The organism is Neptunomonas sp. (genome assembly GCF_016744175.1).
Classification (GTDB): domain Bacteria; phylum Pseudomonadota; class Gammaproteobacteria; order Pseudomonadales; family Balneatricaceae; genus Neptunomonas.
This window is the reverse complement of sequence record NZ_JADGEV010000043.1, coordinates 1-21,318: the sequence shown is the minus strand read 5'-3', so window position 1 is coordinate 21,318 and position 21,318 is coordinate 1. Positions and strand designations below refer to the sequence as shown.

At 43.9% G+C, this 21,318-nt stretch carries 20 protein-coding genes; 12 read left to right on the top strand and 8 right to left on the bottom strand.

Translation table 11 applies throughout. From position 1 onward, the window contains the following. Positions 1–10 precede the first annotated feature (10 nt). A complete protein-coding gene (gene tdh, locus QZZ55_RS16055) occupies positions 11–1,039 on the top strand; it encodes an L-threonine 3-dehydrogenase (protein ID WP_293268436.1) in 1,029 nt (342 codons plus the stop codon). 39 nt (positions 1,040–1,078) lie between these two features. Here the strand turns inward: tdh and QZZ55_RS16050 are convergent, their stop codons facing one another. Next, on the bottom strand, positions 1,079–1,648 hold the full coding sequence (locus QZZ55_RS16050) for an XRE family transcriptional regulator (protein WP_293268435.1): 570 nt from the start codon (positions 1,646–1,648) through the stop codon (positions 1,079–1,081). A gap of 182 nt (positions 1,649–1,830) precedes the next feature. Here QZZ55_RS16050 and QZZ55_RS16045 point away from each other — a divergent pair, with 182 nt between their 5' ends. The 4 genes from QZZ55_RS16045 (at position 1,831) to QZZ55_RS16030 (ending at position 7,689) form a co-directional block, all read left to right on the top strand. After that, positions 1,831–2,058, top strand: a complete 228-nt coding sequence (locus QZZ55_RS16045) for a FeoA family protein (protein WP_293268434.1) — start codon at positions 1,831–1,833, stop codon at positions 2,056–2,058. After that, on the top strand, positions 2,051–4,033 hold the full coding sequence (gene feoB / locus QZZ55_RS16040) for a ferrous iron transport protein B (RefSeq protein WP_293268433.1): 1,983 nt from the start codon (positions 2,051–2,053) through the stop codon (positions 4,031–4,033). The genes QZZ55_RS16045 and feoB overlap by 8 nt, the downstream gene beginning before the upstream one ends. A 134-nt stretch (positions 4,034–4,167) precedes the next feature. After that, a complete protein-coding gene (gene clpB, locus QZZ55_RS16035; protein ID WP_293268432.1) occupies positions 4,168–6,747 on the top strand; it encodes an ATP-dependent chaperone ClpB in 2,580 nt (859 codons plus the stop codon). A gap of 162 nt (positions 6,748–6,909) precedes the next feature. Further along, the gene (locus tag QZZ55_RS16030) at positions 6,910–7,689 is read left to right on the top strand and encodes a response regulator (protein ID WP_293268431.1); all 780 of its coding nucleotides are present in this window, start codon (positions 6,910–6,912) and stop codon (positions 7,687–7,689) included. On the opposite strand, the gene QZZ55_RS16025 is transcribed toward QZZ55_RS16030, so the two are convergent. From QZZ55_RS16025 to QZZ55_RS16005, 5 genes are all read right to left on the bottom strand, one after another. Beyond that, complete coding sequence (locus QZZ55_RS16025) at positions 7,686–8,684, bottom strand: NAD-dependent epimerase (RefSeq protein ID WP_293268430.1); 999 nt, start codon at positions 8,682–8,684, stop codon at positions 7,686–7,688. The two genes, QZZ55_RS16030 and QZZ55_RS16025, sit on opposite strands and share 4 nt — an antisense overlap. A gap of 85 nt (positions 8,685–8,769) precedes the next feature. Then, positions 8,770–9,612 (bottom strand): phosphatase PAP2 family protein, encoded by an 843-nt coding sequence (locus QZZ55_RS16020; protein WP_293268429.1) that lies wholly within the window; start codon positions 9,610–9,612, stop codon positions 8,770–8,772. 38 nt (positions 9,613–9,650) lie between these two features. Continuing rightward, positions 9,651–11,216, bottom strand: coding sequence for a glycosyltransferase family 39 protein (locus QZZ55_RS16015; RefSeq protein ID WP_293268428.1), 1,566 nt, complete (start codon positions 11,214–11,216; stop codon positions 9,651–9,653). Beyond that, on the bottom strand, positions 11,209–12,249 hold the full coding sequence (locus QZZ55_RS16010; protein WP_293268427.1) for a glycosyltransferase family 2 protein: 1,041 nt from the start codon (positions 12,247–12,249) through the stop codon (positions 11,209–11,211). Before QZZ55_RS16010 ends, QZZ55_RS16015 begins: the two co-directional genes overlap by 8 nt. Beyond that, positions 12,246–13,241 (bottom strand): lysylphosphatidylglycerol synthase transmembrane domain-containing protein, encoded by a 996-nt coding sequence (locus QZZ55_RS16005; RefSeq protein ID WP_293268426.1) that lies wholly within the window; start codon positions 13,239–13,241, stop codon positions 12,246–12,248. Before QZZ55_RS16005 ends, QZZ55_RS16010 begins: the two co-directional genes overlap by 4 nt. 67 nt (positions 13,242–13,308) lie before the next feature. Between QZZ55_RS16005 and rlmJ the strand changes: the two genes are divergently transcribed. Continuing rightward, positions 13,309–14,148 carry a 23S rRNA (adenine(2030)-N(6))-methyltransferase RlmJ gene (rlmJ, locus tag QZZ55_RS16000; RefSeq protein ID WP_293268425.1) on the top strand — a complete coding sequence of 280 codons (840 nt, stop codon included), beginning with the start codon at positions 13,309–13,311 and terminating at the stop codon, positions 14,146–14,148. 4 nt (positions 14,149–14,152) lie between these two features. Here rlmJ and QZZ55_RS15995 read toward each other — a convergent pair whose 3' ends face one another. Next, the gene (locus tag QZZ55_RS15995) at positions 14,153–14,419 is read right to left on the bottom strand and encodes a hypothetical protein (protein ID WP_201348388.1); all 267 of its coding nucleotides are present in this window, start codon (positions 14,417–14,419) and stop codon (positions 14,153–14,155) included. Between the two features lie 427 nt (positions 14,420–14,846). On the opposite strand from QZZ55_RS15995, the gene QZZ55_RS15990 reads away from it, so the two are divergent. From QZZ55_RS15990 to QZZ55_RS15980, 3 genes are all read left to right on the top strand, one after another. Then, positions 14,847–16,568 (top strand): acetolactate synthase 3 large subunit, encoded by a 1,722-nt coding sequence (locus QZZ55_RS15990; RefSeq protein WP_293268424.1) that lies wholly within the window; start codon positions 14,847–14,849, stop codon positions 16,566–16,568. 2 nt (positions 16,569–16,570) lie between these two features. Further along, complete coding sequence (gene ilvN, locus QZZ55_RS15985; protein ID WP_028470424.1) at positions 16,571–17,062, top strand: acetolactate synthase small subunit; 492 nt, start codon at positions 16,571–16,573, stop codon at positions 17,060–17,062. Positions 17,063–17,167: 105 nt separating this feature from the next. After that, a complete protein-coding gene (locus QZZ55_RS15980) occupies positions 17,168–17,545 on the top strand; it encodes an acyl-CoA thioesterase (RefSeq protein ID WP_293268423.1) in 378 nt (125 codons plus the stop codon). A 27-nt stretch (positions 17,546–17,572) separates the two neighbouring features. On the opposite strand, the gene ilvY is transcribed toward QZZ55_RS15980, so the two are convergent. Beyond that, positions 17,573–18,466 carry an HTH-type transcriptional activator IlvY gene (ilvY, locus tag QZZ55_RS15975; RefSeq protein ID WP_293268422.1) on the bottom strand — a complete coding sequence of 298 codons (894 nt, stop codon included), beginning with the start codon at positions 18,464–18,466 and terminating at the stop codon, positions 17,573–17,575. 275 nt (positions 18,467–18,741) lie between these two features. Here ilvY and pssA point away from each other — a divergent pair, with 275 nt between their 5' ends. The 3 genes from pssA to QZZ55_RS15960 are packed head-to-tail and all read left to right on the top strand — an operon-like array spanning position 18,742 to position 21,179. After that, complete coding sequence (pssA, locus tag QZZ55_RS15970; protein WP_293268421.1) at positions 18,742–19,503, top strand: CDP-diacylglycerol--serine O-phosphatidyltransferase; 762 nt, start codon at positions 18,742–18,744, stop codon at positions 19,501–19,503. A 60-nt stretch (positions 19,504–19,563) separates the two neighbouring features. Beyond that, complete coding sequence (msrP, locus tag QZZ55_RS15965; protein ID WP_293268420.1) at positions 19,564–20,571, top strand: protein-methionine-sulfoxide reductase catalytic subunit MsrP; 1,008 nt, start codon at positions 19,564–19,566, stop codon at positions 20,569–20,571. Then, positions 20,562–21,179 carry a protein-methionine-sulfoxide reductase heme-binding subunit MsrQ gene (locus QZZ55_RS15960; protein WP_293268419.1) on the top strand — a complete coding sequence of 206 codons (618 nt, stop codon included), beginning with the start codon at positions 20,562–20,564 and terminating at the stop codon, positions 21,177–21,179. Before msrP ends, QZZ55_RS15960 begins: the two co-directional genes overlap by 10 nt. Positions 21,180–21,318 lie beyond the last annotated feature (139 nt).

The following is a 21,318-nucleotide window of genomic DNA, read 5'->3' as shown; positions in this document are numbered from 1 at the left end:
GAAAAGTCATATGAAAGCGCTCGCAAAACTTTATCCACAGGAAGGTATTTGGCTGCATGAAACTGAGAAACCGTCAGTGGGCCATAATGATCTGCTGATTAAAATTCGCAAAACCGCTATCTGTGGGACGGATGTTCACATTTATAATTGGGATGAGTGGTCGCAAAAAACTATTCCAGTACCGATGACTGTTGGTCATGAATATGTAGGTACAGTGGTTGAAATTGGTTGTGAAGTCGAAGGTTTTTCAATAGGAGATCGCGTTTCTGGTGAAGGCCATATTACATGTGGCCACTGTCGTAACTGTCGAGCAGGCCGTCGTCATCTGTGTCGTAACACACAAGGTGTGGGTGTTAATCGTCCAGGCGCTTTTGCTGAGTTTCTTGCTTTACCCGCGATCAACGCATTCAAAATACCTGATAATATTTCTGATGACCTCGCTGCAATTTTTGATCCTTTTGGAAACGCGTTGCATACAGCGTTGTCGTTCGACCTAGTGGGTGAAGACGTACTAATTACCGGGGCAGGGCCCATTGGAATAATGGCTGCCGCTGTTGCACGACATGTGGGTGCTCGACATGTAGTACTAACGGATGTAAATAAATACCGTTTATCATTAGCCAAGCAGTTAGGTGTGACTCATACCGTTAATGTTGCTGAGCAGTCATTGGAAGATAAAATGTCTGAGTTGCAAATGACAGAAGGTTTTGATGTGGGGTTAGAGATGTCGGGTGCGGCGGCGGCCTTTCGGAATATGTTAGATGTTATGAACCATGGCGGTAAAATTGCCATGCTGGGCATTCCGTCTTCAGATATGGCAATAGACTGGACTAAGGTAATATTTAAAGGGTTGGTCCTTAAAGGGATTTATGGCCGTGAGATGTTTGAAACCTGGTATAAAATGGCCAGTATTATTCAATCTGGGTTAGATCTTACGCCTATCATTACGCATCACTTCCCGTTGAAAGACTTCCAAGAGGGTTTTGATTTGATGCGTTCTGGAGCCTCAGGAAAAGTTATACTCGATTGGCCTGAATAGAAAGGTCTAAAAAATTCTACCCAGTAGTAAGCGCGCTTTTTAGCGTTTGTGTACAACTAGAAAAGCCCGGGCTGTGGTATTTCCTGGGTTTTTTATGGAGTGTTGAATGTCGGCTGGGTAGCGTAGCGTGTCTCCTGTGGTTGCTTTTGTTCGTACCTCTTCTTGTAGTATTACTTCCATCTGTCCTTCGATGACTGATAGATGTTCCTGTGTACCACGTACATGTGCTTCAGATTCCAGATGGCTACCGGCTTGAATGATTAACTGGTACCACTCAAATTCGGTGGCCGTATCTACAGGGTTTAGTGCGATAAGCTCACAGCCCTGATCTTCGCTGTGCATTCTCGGTGTATTAATTGCATCTTGCCTCATGATTGTTGGAGGCTGATTTTCTGTGCTGCTATGCGCCAAGTCATCGATACTAACGCCTAATGCCTGAGTAATATTCCATAAGTTAGTGAATGTAGGGTTGGCGTTTCCTCGCTCTATTTCCGATAACATTGAGCGTGATACATTAGAAAGCTCAGCGAGCTGAGAAAGATTGAGCCCGAGCGTTTTGCGGCGTTGCTTCATGGCTAACCCAAGATTTGGTGTGCTTCTCTGGCTCACTGACAATACCTACCTTCATAACAAAAATAGTATTCATGATAAAACACTCTACGGTTTTTGTCCTTTAGGCGTTTTGTAATGTGCTGCTATATACAGAAGCATTTGTTGATATTTATCATATCTCATTGTGATAACTGAGAGGATAATCGTTCTCATTATCTTTTATGGTGGAGTGAGCCGTTGTGACTCTTGATTCTTTAGCGCGTGGGCAGTCTAGAAAAATCGTGAATATTTCCGGTTGTGGGGATTTTCGGCAGCGTTTGGCTACGCTGGGTATTTTACGTGGACAAATGATTCAATTATCAGCGGTATCTCCATGGGGAAACCCTAAAGTATATCGATTGGGACGACAGCAAATCTGCTTACGAAATGAAGAAGCTGTATGTATTCAGGTCTCTGATAATGACTAAAAAGCATTTCACGGTTGCGTTAGTAGGCAACCCTAATTGTGGCAAAACCTCTTTATTTAACTTACTGACTGGAGCGAGACAACGTACCGGCAACATGGCGGGTGTTACCGTTGATATTAAGCAGGGCACACGAGAGTATGAAGGCCTTACGCTGACGTTTGTTGATTTGCCTGGTATTTACTCGTTAAGTCAGAATCGAGTGGAAGAGCGAGTTACACGAGATTATCTACTATCGACACCACCCGATTTCATTTTGAATGTACTTGATGCTAGCCATCTTTCACGCCATCTGGCGTTAACAACACAATTGTTAGAGCAGAGCTTACCCACTTTACTCGCACTAAATATGATGGATGAGGCAGCACGTCTACGCCAGGTGCCCGATCTAAAAGAACTGTCTCGCCAGTTGGGTGTGCCTGCATTAGCAAGTGATGGTCGCAATATCCATATTATTAAACCATTGCTTGATCAGCTGGTGGCTTCACTGCTAGCAAGTAACCAGCACCAATCCTCATTGGTATCAACTTTTCGTGCATTGGATATTGTTTATGAGCCTCATATTGAGCAAGCGGTCGAGCAGCTGCAGCTGGCTGATCTACCTCGTTGGCAGGCGATTCAGTGTCTAGAAGCGCAAGGTGATGTTGGTTTTCAGTTAACTGAAAATGCACAAAACGCTATGACTAGTGCATTGCAAATGCTGGCTGATCGCCATGATGAAACCGCGACAGAAATGATAACAGCGGGGCGTTACGGCTATATACATGGTTTGTTTCATGAAATAGATGAAAACCATGTGGATATCAGCCGCATTGATAGTTGGTTGGATCGTATTACGCTTAATCGCTGGCTGGGTTTGCCTTTGTTTTTTGTATCATTGTGGCTGATTTTTGAAGCAACATTTACTTTCGGTGCTTACCCCGCAGACTGGATTGAGCAAGGGGTTTCTTTGCTGGGAGACGGCGTGAATTGGCTATTACCTGAGAGCTTATTTAGGGCTGTTATTACTGACGGTTTGCTAGCGGGTGTTGGCGGCGTTCTCGTATTTTTACCGAATGTTGTTCTGTTGTTTTTTTTCATCGCAATTTTAGAGCAAAGTGGCTACATGGCTCGTGCCGCTTTTCTTACCGACAGAGTCATGAGTAAGGTTGGTTTACATGGGAAGGCGTTCGTACCTTTGGTGATGGGGTTCGGTTGTAATGTGCCGGCGATTATGGCAACACGTACGATTGAGGAGCCTAGAGCACGCTTGATTACTATTTTAATCAATCCATTTATGAGCTGTTCAGCACGTTTGCCTGTTTATGTTTTGTTAGCAGGGATCTTTTTTACAGATAATGCAGGCAGCGCTCTTTTTGGGATTCATATGCTAGGTATTTTGGTGGCATTCATGATTGCTGCGCTTTTGTCTCGCTGGTTGCCTGCACAACCTAATGAAATTTTCATTATGGAGCTGCCTCCATGGCGTTGGCCATCATGGCGCTCATTAGTGTTGCATGTGTGGGATAAAGTTAAAGACTTTCTACAAAAAGTAGGAGGTGTGATTTTAGTGGGGTCTTTGGCGGTATGGGTGTTACAAACATTTCCGATGCAAGCCGAGATGTCATTTCTGGAGCAGTTGGGGCGTTGGATGGCACCGATATTTGCTCCTTTGGGTTTTCAGTGGCAAGAGACTGTCGCTCTACTGTCTGGTTTTTTAGCAAAAGAAGTTATCGCCGCGACATTAGCGATGGTTTATCAGGTCAATGCTGAAGACATTGGTGGATTGCAGCTAGCCATACAGGCAGGTTTAGCACCTGCTGCTGGGTTGGCTTTAATGGTTTTTACTCTGCTTTATATGCCATGTTTGGCCACACTGGCTGTTATTCGTAGAGAAACAGGAAGCTGGCGATGGGCTGCACTGTCTATTTTTTCCGGTTTAGTATTGGCTTGGGTGGGTGCCTGGTTAGCATTTACCTTAGGCAGTTTAATTCTGTAAAACTTGATGTCAGATCACATCTGATCAAATATTAATCATTTCAAGGTTGAATAGGTCAGGAAGTATCCCCATATCTGATGCAAAGAGACAGCCATTACGTCTAATTGTGAATTGTTCACAGGAGATACTTATTTATGCGGCCCGATAAATTCACATCAAAACTTCAGGATGCGTTAGGTGAAGCGCAATCGCTAGCAGTTGGCAAAGATCATAATTTTATTGAGCCTATTCATTTGCTTGCTGCTTTTTTGCAACAACAAAATGGTTCTGTGAAACCCTTATTGGCACAGGCGGGCGCTGCTTTGCCTCAGCTTGCGCGTAAGGTTGGTGAAACGTTGGATCGTTTGCCACAAGTTCAAAGTCCAGATGGGGAGATTCGATTATCCCAAAATATGGCACGCATCTTTAATCTGACGGATAAGTTGGCGCAAAAACGTGGCGATCAATTTATCGCCAGCGAACTAATAGTCTTGGCAATGCTAGAAGATAAAAGTGATGCCGGTAAGGTGTTGAAAGATGCTGGCGTGAGTAAGCAATCTTTGGAGCAAGCTATTAATAATATGCGGGGTGGAGAGAGCGTGAATGACCCTAATGCTGAGGGTAGTCGTCAATCCTTAGATAAATACTGTATTGACCTAACTGAGCAGGCTGAACTAGGTAAGCTGGATCCAGTTATTGGTCGTGATGATGAGATCCGCCGCACTATCCAAGTTTTACAACGTAGAACTAAAAACAACCCGGTATTAATTGGTGAGCCAGGAGTAGGTAAAACGGCGATAGTTGAGGGCTTGGCCCAACGCATTATTAATGGCGAAGTGCCAGAAGGCCTGAAGCGCAAGAAGGTGCTCTCTCTTGATATGGGGGCACTGATTGCCGGAGCAAAATTTCGCGGCGAATTTGAAGAGCGCCTTAAAGCTGTATTGAACGAACTCTCTAAGCAAGAAGGGCAAATAATCCTCTTTATCGACGAGCTACATACGATGGTAGGTGCGGGTAAAGGTGAAGGGGCTATGGATGCCGGGAATATGTTGAAACCCGCTTTGGCAAGAGGTGAGCTACATTGTGTGGGTGCAACTACACTAGACGAGTATCGCCAATATGTTGAGAAAGATGCAGCTCTTGAGCGCCGTTTTCAAAAAGTGCTGGTGGATGAACCTACAGAAGAAGATACCGTGGCGATTTTACGTGGTTTAAAGCAACGCTACGAAGTACATCATGGTGTCGAAATAACAGACTCCGCGATTATTGCAGCTGCAAAACTGTCACAACGCTACATTACTGATCGGCAGCTACCTGATAAAGCAATCGATTTAATTGATGAGGCTGGATCGCGAATTCGTATGGAGATGGACTCTAAACCTGAAGATTTGGATCGTCTAGAACGTCGTTTAATTCAGTTAAAAATGGAGCGCGAAGCACTCAAAAAAGAGAAAGATGGCGCTGCTCGTAAACGTTTGGCGGGGCTTGAAAAAACAATCGCGCAGCTGGAACGAGAATTTGCCGACTTAGAAGAAATTTGGAAAGCAGAAAAAGCTGCTTTGCAGGGATCTCAAAAGGCAAATGAGGCATTAGACCAAGCGCTTGTTGAGTTAGAAAAGGTTAAGCGAAGTGGTGATTTGGCCAAAGCTTCAGAACTGCAGTATGGCATTATTCCGGAGTTACAAAAGCAGTTGGCTGCGGCCAGTGAAGCAGAAGAAGCGGATCAGGAAAACAACAAGCTTCTACGAAATAAAGTAACTGAAGAGGAAGTGGCTGAAGTCGTTGCGCGTTGGACCGGTATCCCTGTGAGCAAAATGCTTGAAGGTGAGCGTGAAAAATTATTACGCATGGAAGGTGCTTTGCACCATCGTGTGGTTGGTCAGACTGAAGCAGTTGTTGCTGTATCAAATGCAGTACGTCGTTCGCGAGCAGGGTTGTCCGATCCAAATCGCCCGAATGGTAGTTTCTTGTTTCTTGGGCCAACAGGTGTGGGTAAAACAGAGCTGTGTAAGGCGTTAGCAAACTATTTGTTTGATACTGATGACGCCATGGTGCGTATTGATATGTCAGAGTTTATGGAAAAACATTCTGTCGCACGACTTATTGGGGCTCCTCCAGGTTATGTTGGTTATGAAGAGGGAGGCTACCTAACTGAGGCAGTGCGCCGTAAACCGTACTCTGTTTTATTACTGGATGAGGTTGAAAAGGCACACTCTGATGTTTTCAATATCTTGCTACAAGTATTGGAAGATGGGCGTTTGACTGACGGGCAAGGAAGAACAGTAGATTTTAGGAATACCATTGTAGTCATGACATCAAATTTGGGCTCTCATCTTATTCAAAGCTTCAGTGATGACGATGATTACGGGCTAATGAAACGTGCTGTCATGGAAGAAGTGGGCTCTCATTTTCGTCCTGAGGTTATTAATCGTATAGATGAAGTTGTAGTGTTTCATAGTTTGCGTAAAGATCAGGTAGCAGGTATTGCAACTATTCAACTAGAGCGTTTGCGTCAGCGACTGGCTGAGCGTGAACTCACCCTCACATTGACACCTACAGCATTAGATAAACTGGTTGACGTAGGTTTTGAGCCTATTTATGGAGCTCGGCCATTGAAGAGAGCGATTCAGCAGTGGATTGAAAACCCACTTGCGCATGCACTATTGGCAGGTAAATATTCGCCTGGGACTGAGATTGCAATAGATGTGGAGGATGGGGAGTTTGTTTTTCGTTAAATGGCTAACAGATGATTTAAAGCCCGCTAATTAAGCGGGTTTTTTTACGTTTGTATTTCAAGTTTACTGGTTAATAGCGCTTTGATGACCTACTTTAATGAATGTATAGTGAGTTAATTCCCCAAAGTACTGCCGTGAAAAGGCAGTTGTAGAGATTAGTGAATGAAAAACTTGAAAGTGTTGATCGTTGATGATGCGAAATTTATTTGTGAGTTGGTCACTAAACTCGTGAGCGATGCATTTCCGCAATCCTCGGTGAAAGCTGCTTTTAATGGAGAAGAGGCTAGAACATTACTGTCTTCTGAGAAGTTTGATATTGTTCTTTGTGATTGGGAAATGCCAAAAATGAGTGGCTTGGAAGTGCTCGAATGGACGCGTGCTCAACCTCAATATAAAACGACTCCATTTGTTATGGTAACCAGCCGTGGTGAAAGGGAGTACGTGCTTAAAGCAATACATGCAGGCGTTAACGACTATTTAGGCAAACCGTTTACCAAAGAACAGCTTGTGCAGAAAATGAATAAGGTCTTGGGTAAACAAATAGCACCAGATACAGCCAAGCAGGCGAAAGCGGCTCAAATGCTGAAACAAGAGCAGCAAAAAACGGAATCAATTCCAAGTAGTGTCTCTAAACCAAAAGGCATGGCTCACTTACGTGTACGTGATCAAGTTTTTAAGTGCGCAATTAAAGATATGAGTTTGAAAGATGTCCTAGTCGTCGTGAAAAATAGTGGTGTATTCCCTCAAGTGTTGGATCAGGCGGTAATTGATATAGAGCAGTTATCTGGCGATAGTGTCGCTAGAGTGAATGGTTTTGTACAAATGGTGCAGGCAGCAGATCCTCATATCAACTCAGCCTTTATCAATATCAAGGTCACCTTGGTCGATGATGACCCAGATAAAATGGCGCATCTCTCTAAATATATTGCCAGCGTTCGCTAAGCTTTATAATAGCTTTTATACCATTCAATAAACTGACGTACTCCCTCTTCGATGGGGGTTGCTGGAGTGAACCCAGTTGCTTTACTGAGTGCGTCAATGTCTGCAAATGTTTCTACGACATCGCCTGCTTGCATTGGTAAATACTCTTTAACGGCGGTCGTGCCTAAAGATGTTTCAATTTGCTGAATAAAATATTCTAACTCGACAGGCTGATTATTTCCGATATTGAAGATTTTATAAGGCGCAGCACTCTCGTCACCTTTGCCATCCCAGTCTACGTTTTCTTGTGGAATGATATTTTGAATGCGTATGACACCTTCAACAATGTCGTCAATATAGGTAAAGTCGCGGCGCATTTTTCCATAGTTAAACACTTTAATGGCTTTTTCTTCTGAAATAGCACTGGCAAATAACATAGGTGCCATATCAGGGCGTCCCCAGGGCCCGTATACGGTGAAGAATCGTAAGCCTGTAGTGGGAATGCTATAAAGATGAGAATAGCTATGGGCCATCAACTCGTTGCTTTTTTTAGTGGCAGCATAAAGCGAAGCTGGATGAGTCACTTCGTCGGTAGTTGAAAATGGGATCTTAGTATTGGTGCCATATACCGAGCTAGATGAAGCATAAACCAAGTGTTCAATCGCAAAGTGACGACAGCATTCAAGAATCACTAGCATGCCAAGCAGATTTGAGCTGGCGTAATCAAAAGGTTTATTGATTGAGTGCCTTACTCCTGCCTGCGCACCTAAGTGAATAACACGCTGGATTGCTTCGTTTACAAATATTTTCTCTACACCTTCTTTATCTGCAAGGTCGCACTTATAGAAGGTAAAGGCGGCGTAAGGTTCTAATATAGATAAACGATCCCGTTTTAATTGAGGATCGTAGTAATCATTTATATTGTCTAAACCAACAACTTGATGGCCATCTTTCAGAAGGCGTTGGGCTACATGAAAGCCAATAAACCCTGCTGCACCGGTTACTAAAAAACGCATTGAGCCTACTCCTGATGATATCTAATTAAGGAATGATTTATTGGTATAAGCTACTGCAGTTGGCAAGCTAATAGCGTCTAAATATTTACAGTTTTAACCGGGGTAGCAATTGACTTAAAGACAGCCGGTGGTAAATATAACCTAAACTGATTGCTGATGATGTAATAGCAAACAGCCATGTGTGTGGGAAGCCTCCATCATAATTAATCAAAGTAATAGCACACCCCGCATGTATGAGAAGTAATGATGCATAGAACTTCCCTTTGAATACATGATGCCAGCGGTCGCATAGTTTTAGTCCTGCCCATGCAGATACAAGCCCCCCTGCAGTTCCCATGCATACATCAGCGGGCCAATGTACGCCAACGGCTACTCGTGACCAACCTATGAAAAAGGCCGCTATTATAATTAGGTATTGTATAGCTCGGTTCATTGTTAATCGTGTTAGTAAACCTGCTGCAGCAAATGCTGTTAATGTGTGTCCGGATGGCATACTTTTTCGGCTAATACTGGAACCAATTAGTTGAAAACTGCCAGGCTCCAACATACCGGGTGGTCTTGGTGTAGCAAGCCAAGGCTTAATTCCATGAGTAATCAAGGTGCCTACAATGGCTGTAATTAACAATGCGAACAAAAGGTGGGGATAACGATACGCAAATAACAGAGCCAGTGTGAGGACTACGAGTGTATCTCCCATAAACGATAAATGCTCCCAGATAAAGTTTGGTAGCATTAAGCTTAAGAATTGAACAGAGTAGAAACCGGTTTGTAAACCGTTAGTGAGTAATAACAAGCTACCTAATAAGAATGAAGCGAGAGCTAGGAAGAGTAGGTATTTGTCGAATGGCTGTGCTCCAGGCCATGCGGCTTGTGCTGAGTTAACGTGTTGCTTAAATGTTTGAGTACTTGGAACGTAGCTTATATTCATAAATGTCTTGTTAGTTGAGTCGTTCATGTAAAGGCCGGCTACTCGTAGGAGTAAAGGGCGACACCGCCTTTAGAGTATAGACGAACTGGTTGAACGGTTTCGTCCAGTTTTAATAGATCTTCCTGGCTATCAATACGAGTGAATACCAGCTCGCCGCGTTGAGGTTTTCTGCGTGGGACAATAGCTTCACGGTAAACAGAAAAACTTGGCATGTTGATACCATAGCTCACCACAGGCCCCCCTATTTTTTTTGCTAATAGAGCGGCTTCTCGGACAGGCTCCTGCTGAGCTGCACCCAGTAAGGGTAGAAGTAGAAAATTAAAGGTTAGCATTGTTGTTGCCGCACCGATTAATAGCCTAGAAGGGTAATCGATTTTTTTTAGTAGATACAATGCGGCTGCTAAGCTAAGACCTGCTGCGGTAACCAGTTGGAAAACTAAGTTGTATTCGGTTGTGGCCAGCTCGAGCACGGCTTTGTCAAAAGGCTTTGATGATTGTTGCGCGGCATAACTGAAGAGTAGGGGTAATAAGCTGACGAACAATATAGTTAAGGCGGGTGCTAATAATGACCAAAATCCCACCTGCAGTAAATGTCTTGTCATTAGAAATAATATTGGAGTGATTCCATATAAAATGTAGTGTGGCAACTGTGTCTTTGAAAATGAGAAGATTGCTAGAACGAGTAAAAACCACGTAAGTAGATATAACTCAAGCCCTTTTGGACGCTGTGCGAACAGAGATTTAACGACCGGTGCAATGAGCCCCGTAAACGGTATCAGCAATAATGGCATTAACAACACATAGTAGTAGGGTTTGCCGCCGTGGCTTTCCATCGTGCTACTGAAACGATCAATATTATGTTTTAAGTAAAACCCTTTAAAAAACTCCCAACCTTGGTCTAGGTATACAGCAATGTGCCATGGTAGGACTATTATGGTAAATGTGACCAAAATCATGGGATGGAAAACGGCCTTTAACCAGTCTTTAAAGCGACCTTCACTCGTAAATAATACAAAGCTCGCTACGAGAGGAAGAGCGCAAGCAACAGGCCCTTTAGTTAGAAAGCCTAATCCTAACCAGATGCCAATACGAAACAATGTTCTCTTGTCAGCGCGTAGATAATAACGATAGATATCGAAGAATGCCGCGCATAATAAAAAATTGAGCAATGCATCAGCAATGGCTGCTTTAAAAATGATACTAGCCAGCGGTAATGAGGCCAGCAACCAAACCATTAAACGCGCTTCAGTTTCATTTCTTTGCTCTTTTACGAAACCATAGCTTATCCATACCCAAGCGAGCGCAGCTAAACATGAGGGAAGTCGTAGGCTGAACGTACTGAGCCCAAAGTTAGATACACTCAGAGCTTGTAGCCAGTAAATTAGAATGGGTTTGTCGTGACGAGGCACTCCATTCATGTAAGTAGATATCCAATTTCCGGTTTCCAGCATCTCGCGCGTGGCGGTGGTGAAAGCGCCTTCATCCAAGTCGAACAAAGGTAGCCAAGCGGCGTAGCCAAATGTGCTGATCAGTGCCAGTAGTACTAAGGCCGGAGATGAGAGCAGGAGCTTTAAAAGCCCATGCTGCGGTAACGTGTTATTCACACCAGCCCCTCTGTGTTGGAGCACCAGTCGATGGTCGGACAGGCATTTTTGCATGTGCCGTGCTGCGGGTTAGAATTTCTGCTAATACACCTGTTGTAATTAATTGAGCGCTGGTCATTACAAAAAGAATACCGGTGAATAGTAGTGGACGATTCCCAATGTCCTCATCAGTGAACAACTTAATGCCAAACAAGTAAGTAAGAATCAGGCCACCAATAGCGCCTAAAAACAAACCGATTGAGCCGAAAAAGTGACCGGGGCGGCGTGAAAAACGCATAAAGAAGAATACGGCTAGAAGGTCTAAGATTACGCGTATGGTTCGTGAAATACCGTATTTAGATGTCCCGAACTGACGGGCTCGATGATTAACTGGCATATCACTGATGCGATCAGGTGAAGTGACACATGCGACCCAAGCAGGTATGAAACGGTGCATTTCGCCAATTAAGTGTACTTGTTTGATGACCCACGAACGGTACACTTTCAGGCTGCAGCCATAATCATTTACATAGACGCCGGTGTTTTTGCGAATCAGCCAGTTGGCAATGCGTGATGGAAGTTTGCGGTTGATAGCACCATCTTGACGATCTTTCCTCCAGCCGCTGATCATGTCTAAATCTCGCTCATCCAGTGCGACTATGAGCTTAGGGATATCCGCAGGGTCATTCTGTAGATCACCATCTAATGTTGCTATTAGCTCTCCGCGTGCTGCATCTATACCCGTCTGCATTGCAGCCGTTTGCCCAAAGTTACGCGCAAAGTGGATAGCATTGATATGGCTTCCGTACTCTATAACGGCTTTGTCTAATGCTCTTGCTGTACCGTCATTACTTCCATCGTTCACCGCAATCAACTCCCATTTTCCAGGGTAGTCTTTTAGAGCCGCATGTACCTCTTCCATGAAGGGCTTGATATTGTCTTCTTCATTGTAAAAAGGGACTACAACAGAAAGGCTCTGATTACATGGGTTTGTCGAAGCATTGGTAACGTCGGAAACTATTGAGTCTTCAGGTGTATCAATCTTGTCGATCATATGGAGATATCCTCTCGCGTTGGCTTTGCAACGGGAATCCAGAAACATAAAAGAGCGAACATTGACGTTGCTCCTAGTATAAATAGATGTAGGTTAACCGCTAGCCCTAAAACATCTGAGCTAAGTAATCCAATGGGGGTGAGCCCCGCCAGAAAAGCTGCTTCAAAGCTACCACTTCCTGCAATACCATGGATTGGTAAAATGCTACTTAGTTCCGCACCTAATACTCCAGCGAGCGCTTCAAAGTTGCTGAGTGACTGTAATGCACGGGTAATCATAATGAGAGCTGCGAGTTTGCAGCCCCAGGACAGAAAGGTCCAAATCACAACGCGAATAAACTGCCGTGAACCTTGCGGAGCCGTTAGTCGAAGCTGCTTTATGATAGGCTCAACCTTGGGGTATAAAGAATGTTGAACTATCCAAGAGCGGCCTTTAAAACGATAAATAACATAAATTACGAGTATCGAAACGAGGCCCAGAACGGTTCCAATGATAGCAAGTGTAGGGAAAAAATAGCTAACAGTGATGACGATAAGTGAACCTGCTATTAGCAGATCTAATACCCTTAGCCAGACCAGTCGAGCAAAACCTTCTGTAAAACCAACTGAAAAGTAGCGTTTCATGAGGATGGGGAAAAGCCCTTCACCTAATCGCATTGGTAGCATGTTGTTTGCGTATAAATGTAAAACGCTGAGCTTTAAAACGGCTATAAAACGCCCGTGAAGAGTGGGTTGGCAAAGGTCGTAAATGCGCAATGCTCTTAAAAGGTAGCTTCCTGCAAAAAGAATTAACGCGGGTAGCAATGTATTAGTAGGTACCGTTTGCCACTGTGCTAATACTGTTTTCCAGCCAACAACGTATTCTACGGCAATAAGCATGGCGGTAAATATGAGAGCGCCAAGCAACCAAGGTAAGCGTTTGCGTTTGGAAAATAGGCTTTCTTGAGGGTTCGTTTGCATATCTTCTATACGAAAAGTGACAAAGTTGAGCATTGTACCTTTTGCATAAAGGATATGGCAGCGATAATGGGTAGGAATATAACCAAATAGGGGTGTTAGAGTGCTTAGCTATCAACATGGCTTTCATGCTGGGAATTTTGCAGATGTGCATAAACATACAATACTGGCATTAATGATTGAGGCACTTAATGCTAAGGAAAAACCGTGGAGTTATCTAGAAACGCATGGTGGCTGTGCACTTTATGACTTGTCAGATGAGCAGGCTCAAAAAACGGGTGAGTTCCTTGAAGGTGTTAATAGGCTGTGGGGCGCAGAGGATATTCCTGAAGCGCTTCAGCCTTATATGGAGCAGGTAAAGGCTGTGAATGCTGAGGCTTCTTTACGGTTTTATCCAGGGTCGCCATCGATAGCCGCTATGATGGCGCGCGCATCAGACCGCTTAGTCGTGATGGAGTTGCACCCCGCCGAATACCAGAAAGTTAAGCAGCATTTCAAGCGCCAACCACAAATGGCTGTGCATCATCGAGATGGTTATGAAGGTGTCATGTCAATGGTGCCGCCCAAGCCTAATCGTGGTTTAGTGCTGGTTGATCCGTCTTACGAAGTGAAAACAGAATATAAACAAGTGGCCAAGTTTGTGAAGCAATTATTAGGCCGTTGGCCAAATGGTAGTGTTGCTATTTGGTATCCGTTGTTAAAAGCAGGGCATCAGCAAGAAATGCTCGATAGCATTGTTTCTTGCGGTATTCGTAAGGTTTATCAATCCGAGTTTTTTATAAAAGGTTCGGATTCAGAAAGAATGTACGGTAGTGGTATGTTGCTAATTAATCCGCCATGGCAGCTTGATAAAAAAATTGATTCGGTGATGCCATGGTTGTATCAGAATCTTGCAGCAAAAGAGGCAGGTGAGCCACAAAGTCAGTGGCTCGTGCCGGAGTAGATATTTAATAAAGAGCGGTTTCGTCTTTGACGATATCTTTTAACAGGTCAAGAAACATTTCATCAGCTTCGCTATGTTCTATAGGGATTTTCACGTTTGTAAGTGAAGATAACTCATCTGCAATAAGGACGTTAGCGTTGGGGCTATTGAGATGTTTGCGAGCTATGTCCTTAGCAATGGCGCATATTTCTGGTTCAGAAAATACTTTGCGAATGAATAGGGTTAGTTCTTTAATGACGCGCTCTTTGTTTTTGATTTCAGCAATGCTCATTGGGTAATCTCCAGCTTTTTTCAGACAATATAACCTGACTTTCGCCTATGTGCATCTGCTGTATGCAAAGTGTGTTCCTAGAGTTGATCAATAGTGCGCAAAATGCGAGAATATCGGGCTGTTTTTCTTCGTTCGTTTGCAGTAGGAAATCCTGACACAAATGGCGAAATTAATGTTTATAAACTGGTTTAGTAAATCTGTTTAGAGCATTAGGTAAGCACTACCCAGCTTAAGTTTCAGAAGGTCTGCCGGTTAAGACGATCCTTAGCCTGCATTCATCCGAGCATGGGCCATTACACAAGGTGTGCTTTTGGTTTTCCGCTGTTCTTGCGTCATCATCGCACAGCGGCTTTAACATGTTCATTATTGCAGAATCTCTGAACTGTTTACTCACCGACGGGGTCGGTGTCGACTAGAGGGTAAGAAAGTGGAATTACTATCAGGCGCAGAAATGGTTGTTCGCGCTCTTCGTGATGAAGGTGTGAAATATATCTATGGATATCCAGGCGGAGCCTTGCTTCATGTCTATGATGCAATTTTTCAGCAGGAAGAAGTAGAGCATGTTCTTGTGCGCCACGAACAAGCGGCTACTCACATGGCTGACGCATATGCGCGTGCTACCGGTAAGGCAGGTGTTGCGTTAGTGACATCTGGGCCAGGAGCTACGAATGCGGTGACAGGTATTGCAACCGCGTACATGGATTCAATTCCTATGGTGGTTATTACTGGGCAGGTGCCAAGTCACCTGATTGGTGAAGATGCTTTTCAGGAAACAGACATGATCGGCATTTCTCGCCCGGTCGTGAAGCATAATTTCAGTGTTCGTCATGCAGAAGATATTCCTGAAATAATCCGTAAGGCTTTTCACATTGCAGAAACGGGTCGACCGGGTCCTGTGGTTGTCGATATCCCTAAGGATATGACCAATCCAACAGACCGTTTCCCTTATGTGTTTCCGAAACAGGTGAAGTTGCGTTCTTATAACCCAGTGACTAAAGGTCATAGTGGTCAGATTAAGAAAGCATTTGATTTGTTGATGAGTGCTAAGCGTCCTGTCATCTATGCAGGTGGCGGTGTCATCATGGGTGATGCAAGTGAAGAGCTGACTGAACTAGCTCAAGCTTTGAATTACCCAGTAACCAACACATTAATGGGGCTTGGTGGGTATCCTGGAACGGATCGCCAGTTTGTCGGTATGCTGGGAATGCATGGCAGCTATGAAGCTAATATGGTTATGCATCACAGTGATCTTATTCTGGCTATAGGTGCACGTTTTGATGACCGTGTTACCAATGGTGTTGATAAATTTTGCCCAACAGCAAAAATCGTTCACATCGATGTAGACCCGGCATCTATTTCAAAAACAATTCGTGCAGATGTGCCCATCGTTGGTCCTGCTAAGGCTGTTTTGGAAGAAATGTTGCAGCTGCTTAAGGCTAGCAAGAAGACGCCTGATGAAGAAGCGACTAAAGCGTGGTGGGCGCAAATTGATGAATGGCGTCAGCGTCATGGAGGGCATTTCCGTACGGATGACTCTGAAAAGATGAAGCCGCAACAGGTTATAGAAATGCTGAGTAAGGTGACTGGCGGAGATGCATATGTTTGCTCGGATGTTGGCCAGCATCAGATGTTTGCTGCGCAATACTATAAGTTCAATAAACCTAATCGTTGGATTAATTCTGGTGGTTTGGGCACGATGGGCTTTGGTCTGCCGGCAGCGATGGGTGTGAAAATGAACTTTCCGGATGCTGATGTCGCCTGTGTGACAGGTGAAGGCAGTATTCAGATGAATATTCAGGAGTTGTCGACCTGCAACCAGTACGACATTCCGGTCAAGATTATTTGCTTGAATAACGGGTCGTTAGGCATGGTGCGTCAGTGGCAGGATATGAATTACGAGTCTCGTCACTCGCAATCTTATATGGAGTCATTGCCTGATTTCATGAAGTTGGTCGAGTCGTATGGACACGTGGGTATAAAGGTTGATAAATACTCAGATCTAGAAGCGGCAATGGTGAAAGCTTTTGCTATGAAAGATCGTTTGGTGTTTATGGATATCACGGTTGATCCGCATGAGCATGTATATCCTATGCAAGTGCCGCGCGGTTCTATGCGTGATATGTGGTTGAGCAAAACGGAGAGGACTTAAGTATGCGTCATATCATTTCTGTTCTTCTTGAGAACGAACCGGGGGCTTTGTCTCGTGTCGTTGGACTGTTTTCTCAGCGTAACTTCAACATTGAGTCGCTAACGGTAGCGCCGACTAATGACGAGACTTTATCTCGCCTGACGGTCACTACAGAAGGTGATGATCGTGTTGTCGAGCAGATTACCAAGCAACTTAATAAGCTAATTGATGTTGTTAAGGTTGTTGATCTGACAGAAGGTGAGCATATAGAGCGCGAGCTGATGATGATCAAGTTCAAGGCTTCGGGTGCTTTTCGTGCTGAGGTTAAGCGTACTGCTGACATTTTCCGTGGTCAGATTATCGATATAACACCAAACACTTATACTGTGCAGTTGGTAGGTTCTAGCTCAAAACTAGATGCTTTTATCGACTCGCTAGGTTCTACCAGCATTATGGAAGTAGTGCGTTCGGGAGTGTCTGGTATTGCGCGTGGTGAGAAGGTTTTAAGCCTGTAGTACCAAGCCAGCTTTAAAAAGCCGTTCCGTAGTGGAGCGGCTTTTTTGTATCTATATAAACTATAACGCAGAGTGAGAAGATTGATGGGGGCTGCTTTTCAGATAATGAGTAAAGTGCGAGATTACGAATTAGATATGCAGGGCATTGTTAATAATGGTGTGTATTTCAGTTATTTAGAGCATGCGCGGCATGAGTTTTTATTAGCAAACGGTGTGGACTTTTCGGGTTTGGCCGAGAAGGGTGTTCATCTTGTTGTGATTCGCTCGGAGATGGATTACAAGGCTTCTTTAAAAAGTGGCGATGAGTACGCAGTAAGTGTGGCTGTTGAGCGTCTTAGTAAGGTTAGGTTTGGTTTTAGACAGGAAGTTGTTCGCTCGTCCGATAAAAAGCTATGTGTGAGTGCGTTAGTGATCGGTACTGCGCTTAATGAGCGTGGGCGCCCTTATCTTTCTCCTGAAATAGACGCTTTATTTGGGGATTAAATCAGAACCTAATAGAAGGCTTGGTAATTAAGGGTTGCTGGTTTTAATTTGGCTCCATAGTGCATTAATCAATGGGTTCTTGAGCTTTTTTTCTAGTGTAAACAAACCTACTTCGTATGGTTTTAGCTTAGGAGTGACAGAAAGAATTTCAATTTTGTCTACAAGAGGGCTGTTGTCGAGCACTATCTTGGGTACCACTCCTACGCCAAAGCCTAGGCTAACCATGCTAACAATAGCTTCGTTACCAGCTACCTGTGCGTAGATGTTAGGTTTGGTGTCTCGCCTTCTGAACCACTCATCGATTCGGTCTCTTGAAACGCCACCCTCGGAAAGAATCATGGGGACGTGGCTCCATTGTTCTTCGCTGATAGGTAATGCAATTATGTCAGATTGAGCGTTGCTCTTTTTAGGAGCGATAAATAGCAAAGGAGAAATGCCGATAGGCTTGAACGTTAAGTCTTTAGGTAGCTGGTCTGGTTTGGCTGCTATCGATATATCTTCTTCGTTATTTTGTACTCGGCTAAGCGCCAGATCAGGGTCGCCCGTATGTAGTTTTATTTCGATGCTAGGAAAATTTTTCCGGAATTGGCTAAGAATGTCATATAGAAAACTATAGCTGGCTGTAACGGAGCAGTAGATGCTAACTTCGCCGCGCAGCTCTTTCGCTTCTTCTAGTAATGTGTTCCGTGTTAACTCCCATTGAGCAAGTGCATCTCGGGCATAAACTTGAAACAATTTTCCTTCATGAGTTAGTTGTACGCTGCGATTGTCTCGTATGAATAAAGAAACCCCGACTTCTTCTTCTAATTGCTTAATGGTTCGGCTTAAGGCTGATGCGCTAATATGACAGAAGGCGCTGGCTCGCCCGAAGTGGAGTGTATCTGACAGGCTGAGAAATAGTTGAAGAGTGCGTGTATCCATATGATTATTATTACATAAATCTTGAGTGGCTTGTCATAAATTCAGGAAGGCGGTCGGCGGGGATCGTTAATATCTTGGATGCTGTCTGCTAAGTGGTGTTGGGCGTCGGCCTATAACGTATTTTCAAAATGGTTGAGTTAGTCTGGATGTTAATTAGATGTGGTATTTAAAGTGTTGATGATGAGTGGTGATATTCGTGTATTGTTTGCTTGATAAGCTATCGAACTGTTTGATGGCGCTGTAGAATAACCTCTTTCCTAATGAATAGTGATGTTATGACTGAAGAAAATAACTCTTGTCCGGAAGATGAGTCTGCTCCTGAGTCAGAGGTTAAACCTCGACGTGGCATCTATTTGTTGCCAAATTTATTTACAACGGGGGCGTTGTTTTCCGGTTTTTATGCTGTTGTAGCGGGTATGAATAGCCAGTTTGAAGCTGCCGCAATTGCGATTTTTGTGGCAATGGTTTTGGATGGGCTTGATGGGCGTGTCGCTAGAATGACCAATACATCAAGTGCATTTGGTGCTGAATATGACTCATTGTCTGACATGGTTTCGTTTGGTGTTGCGCCGGCGTTGGTTACATTTAGCTGGGTATTAGGTGATATAGGCAAGATAGGCTGGTTTGCAGCATTTATTTATGTCGCATGCGCGGCATTGAGGTTGGCCAGATTTAATACTCAAATAGGTTCGGTTGATAAGCGCTATTTCATAGGGTTGCCATCACCGGCAGCAGCAGCAGCAGTAGGCGGTTTAGTGTGGGCGGCAACCGAATATAATATTGATCCGGCCCCTTACGCTTATTTTATCGCGCTTTACGTTGCGTTGGCTGGAATCATGATGGTGAGTAATGCGCTTTATAATAGTTTCAAGGATATTGATCTGAAAGGAAAAGTGCCCTTCGTTATCTTGGCTGCAATTGTATTAGGTGTCGGTGTTATTTCTATTGAGCCAGCGCTTTTTCTATGGGTATTGTTTCTTGTCTATAGTGCATCAGGGCCTGTGTTGTGGTTGCTGCGAAAAAGGAAAAAAGCATAGAAGGGAATTATTTATAACTTTAGGGTCTAAATTTTCATTGGTTAAACAATGGAAAATACAATGTTAATTAAAAAGGCTGAGTTAATAAGAAGCTCCGAGATAACGCCAGAGTCCATCTATAAGCAGCGTCGTCTTTTTATGCAAGGTTTGGCAGGAGCTGCCGCCTTGCTTTCTTCAGGTGCAGTTTCAGCATTATCAAAGTACGATTTCAATGAAGATTGGCCGGTATATCCGGGGCCAAATTGGATTCAACCGTCTATTAGTGCTGCTGAACGCAATAATAGATTTTCTTCAGATGAGAAGCCTGCTCCGTATCCGGATGCTATTTCACACAATAATTTTTATGAGTTTGGATTAGGAAAACAAGACCCTAGTCGTAAAGCTCAAGGATTCAAATCTGATCCTTGGACTATAGAAGTGGAAGGGGAGGCTGAAAAAATTGGTAAATTTGCCTTAGAAGATTTGATAAAACCATATAAGTTTGAAGAAAGGGTGTATCGGTTGCGCTGTGTTGAGGCGTGGTCGATGGTTATTCCGTGGCTAGGTATTCCTTTAGCGGACCTTTTGAAGCAGTTTAATCCAACCAGCAAGGCAAAGTATGTTGAATTTACAACGCTTTATGACCCAAAACAGATGCCTGGCCAGAAAGCATTGTTTAGCTCTCTGGATTGGCCTTATGTTGAAGGGTTGAGAATGGATGAGGCGATGAACCCTTTGAGCTTTCTGGCTACGGGTATGTATGGTCAGGCTTTGCCGCCGCAAAACGGAGCGCCACTAAGATTGGTTGTTCCTTGGAAATATGGATTTAAAAGTATTAAGTCGATAGTGAAAATTCGTTTTACTGAAGCTATGCCTAAATCTACATGGAACCTTACAGCACCAAAAGAGTACGGTTTTTTTGCTAATGTGAACCCTGAAGTGGATCATCCTAGATGGACACAAGCATCTGAAAGGCGCTTGCCTTCGTCTTTATTTTCTCCTAATAGAATCGAGACATTGCCCTTTAATGGTTATGCGGATGAAGTTGCTCACCTTTACAGTGGAATGGATTTGCGTAAATGGTTTTAGGAATTAACCCTGCAAAGAGCAGGTTGGTGTGGTGCATTGTTTTTCTTGCGTTGTTATTTCCATTATTGCTGTTGTCTTATGATATTTATTTGCAACAGTTGGGGGCTGATCCTGCAAAAGAGATAGTTAAGTATTTGGGTACGTGGGCCATTATTTCATTGTGGTTAAGTCTTTGGGTGACGCCGTTACGTCGTAGGTTGTCATTTACTTGGCTGGTTCGGTTTCGTCGTATGGTCGGCTTGTATGCATTCTTTTATAGTGTACTTCACTTGTTGGCGTTCGCTACCTTTATTGTGGGGTGGCGGTTTGAGATATTGATACAGGAGTTTTCAGAGCGCCCATACATTTTAGTGGGTGCTGCTGCTGTGCTATTGCTGATGCCGCTGGCTCTCACGTCTACCAAGAAAATGCAGCGTCGCTTAAAGAAGCGATGGATTCAATTGCATAAGCTGGTATACCTCATATCCATCTTGGTGATGGTTCATGTTGTATGGATGGTAAGAGCGAGCTATGAAGATGCAATTATCTACGGAGGGTTGCTAGCGGTTGTTTTAATTGAGAGGGTGGTTTTTCGATATAAGAAGAGTAAGTCGTCCCAGAAGGCTTGACTGCTAATTAAAGGCGCCCTCGTGGCGCCTTTATTGTCTGTGTAATCTGCTCAAAATGAATAAATATGAGTTTTTTTGATAAGGGGTGTTGACTCTTTGTGGGGTGTCTGTAGAATGCGCACCTCTTCCCAAGGAAGCT